Source organism: Glutamicibacter sp. HZAU (assembly GCF_004100365.1).
In the GTDB taxonomy this organism is placed as follows: Bacteria; Actinomycetota; Actinomycetes; order Actinomycetales; family Micrococcaceae; genus Glutamicibacter; species Glutamicibacter nicotianae.
On record NZ_SCKZ01000023.1, the window covers coordinates 1 to 2,772 of the forward strand.

3 protein-coding genes are annotated in these 2,772 nt (G+C 45.0%); 1 reads left to right on the forward strand and 2 read right to left on the reverse strand.

The annotated features are described in order from the left end of the window. Window positions 1-110: 110 nt before the first annotated feature. Together EKH49_RS16310 and EKH49_RS16315 are read right to left on the reverse strand one after the other, a co-directional pair. Window positions 111-1,382, reverse strand: coding sequence for a hypothetical protein (locus EKH49_RS16310; RefSeq protein ID WP_128471675.1), 1,272 nt, complete (start codon window positions 1,380-1,382; stop codon window positions 111-113). Further along, window positions 1,373-2,269, reverse strand: a complete 897-nt coding sequence (locus EKH49_RS16315; RefSeq protein ID WP_128471676.1) for a hypothetical protein — start codon at window positions 2,267-2,269, stop codon at window positions 1,373-1,375. The genes EKH49_RS16310 and EKH49_RS16315 overlap by 10 nt, the downstream gene beginning before the upstream one ends. 218 nt (window positions 2,270-2,487) lie before the next feature. Here EKH49_RS16315 and EKH49_RS16320 point away from each other — a divergent pair. Then, on the forward strand, window positions 2,488-2,772 hold a 285-nt coding region (locus EKH49_RS16320; protein ID WP_145964453.1), incomplete at its 3' end, for a helix-turn-helix domain-containing protein.

Here is a 2,772-nt window from a genome sequence, read left to right on the forward strand (position 1 = left end):
ATCCTTTGATCTGGTGATTTAGAGCTTCAACAACTCCTATTTTTCCAGTTCAGGTCACCTTTTCTTCTTTTAAGTCAGTTAATGACTGCCGTTGCCATGGAATACCCGGGCTAATCAGCCTTTCTCGTTTTTGTTAGAGATCTTGCCAAATACCCACGCTGAGATAACAAATCCACTGTAAAAATAACACCCAGCAGAGCCATCACTAACAAGTACGAATATCCATCGAAGTTCGGAAGATGCCAAACAATACTCGAAAATAATACGACGAGTATCAAATACTCTACGAAGACGTATTTGCCATTAGTCCGCAAAATTGACGACAGAGCATCACCCAAAACCCAACGAACAGAATACTTGCTCACCCTATTTACTAGGACTTGTCGTGACAATAGGAAGCTAATTCCAGATACGCCAACGAACAACAAAATGCCGAGCCAGGCCAACAGCGCAGCATTATCCTGAATCAACTGCTTCATGAACTGATGCTGTACCAAATAGCTTGGAACGTTCATGAGTGCATACTCTGTGAACCCCGTTTTCGACGAATATGAATTTAAGCGTTGCAGCACTTCTTCTGTACTCATGTCTTTAGGTACAGCAATATCTCCGGCAAACATGGCAAAATACAATATCCCACTGAAGTAGAGGTCATCGCTTTGCACTTCATTCAGCTTAGAAGGGTAGGGTACGATAACCTGATCATCCAAGAAAGTATTCATTTCGCCTTTGTAGAATAGACTGGAGTCGGGCTCAAGGAACCCCGAAACCACTAAATCAATACCCTCAAAATAAAAATTAGCCTTGAGCGTATCTCCGACGTAATAGATTCCAGAATAGTCATTTCCAAGAATTACTGGAACGCTTTTATTCTCATACGATATTTCGCTCCAATCGACTGCGCCTTGGGTGAGATTCAGGTTATAAAACATGAATGCATTTTCATTCATTTGCATCGATTTTATATCCTGAACCGTCTGCCCAGTCTCTTCGTCGATATACTTGCCACGTGCTTCAGAATCACTACGATAGTAAGCATCGAAATGCTCTCCGCCCTTGAAATCGGCCACAGAAATGCTCTGATCAAAAACGGAAAGAAAGGTGACCCCTTCGTCTACATTGAGTAGATTATAGAATTCGCCCAAAGAAGAAACGCCGTCTATCGACTGCCGGAATTCATAGAAGCTCTCCGGATCAGAGTAAGTGTCTGTTAGTGAATACAAGTTCACCGAAGAAGCATCTGAGAAACTTCTATTAATCGCCCTGTCGGCTGACTTGAGAAAAGTGGATACATTAAAAGTTGAGATTATTATCATGAAAACTAAAATAATCTTACCGATAATTAAGAATCCGTTGACTCTTGCATCACGCGCTAATTCCAACTAATGCTCCGCTTCATATTGATAATAGTTGCAACCAAAAGTGACCCAATTGCTAGCATTAGTGGCCAGGCTAAGGAGCCCACGATCTCCCCTGTAAAAGAAGTGCCCAGAATTGATATTCCGAACCAGCAGCCCACAGAAAAATAAGTCAATGACGGTACAATAAGAAATACTACCGTTCGAGATACTATTTTGTTCCGGCTAACGCCAAGTACCCACGCAAGATGATTCTGATCCCTGAACAGAGCGGCAATCAACAATCCAAGGCAAACGGCACCGGCCCCTTGAATAATGTTGCCTAGAACGATAATTGTCGGAAAAATAAAATCTACGCTAGTGCGCCGATTTGTACTTTGGTCTCGATGGAAGAACTCCCCGGAAATCTGATGCGAAGAATAGACCTCTTCGACGTTAGGTCCATCGATATATGTTGAATCACCTTCAAGTTGAGCAAACAACGAATCGTCTACGATGAGAATTGAATTCACGAGAAGGCTCTCAGCCTGGCGGCCAAGTGTTCCGACGACCTCATACGATTCGCCATTGTAAGCATAGTATGCACCAGCCGCACGATGTTCCACCGTAACACCCGAACCAACAAGTGCCACCTGATCGTCAGTTTGCTTGAAGCTACGTCCCTGATGAACTGGATATTGGAACCGATCGAAATCGCTGCTTCTAACAATATTCACTATGCCTGAATCGTCTAATTGTCGATAGAAGGCCAGCGGAGTGTCGCTGTCCCGATCAAGGGATTCTAGATCTGAATTCGAGTTCGTTACAGAAATACTTGCAGGCGAACGAAGTCCATTTCCCTCAAGAGTCAGTTCAGCCTGGTTGCGTTCGAATACAACGAGTAATAGACCAATTCCAGTTAGAATTGTCAAGACTACGACGAGAAGAACATATCTTCGCATGTGATTCAAAAATAATACCTAACAATATAGACAGCGTGGGACGACACGAAAGTTTCGCCCCACGCATCTCGACTATCGTTCTCTATTTTCCGTAGTGTGTAGATTCACGACATATTAGACACATGAGTCCAGACATCCTAGACACTCACCCATTGACCTATGAGCTGCGTCATCCTTGACTCTGAGACATGTCCAAGAATCATGTCATCGTCCACCAAATCCGCGATGCCGGGATGAGCGTCACCACCGCGTCACGCCAATACAAAATCTCCCGCCAACGCATCTACCAGCTCCTCAAAGCGTACGACGCCGGCGGCGATCAAGCCCTGGAACCACAATCACGCCGGCCGCTGAGCAATCCACGAGCTACCGACCCGAAAACTGTCGAGCTCATCCTTGAACTACGCACCAAACTCACCGCAGCCGGGCTCGACGCCGGCCCACTGACCATCCAATACCACCTGGGCAATATG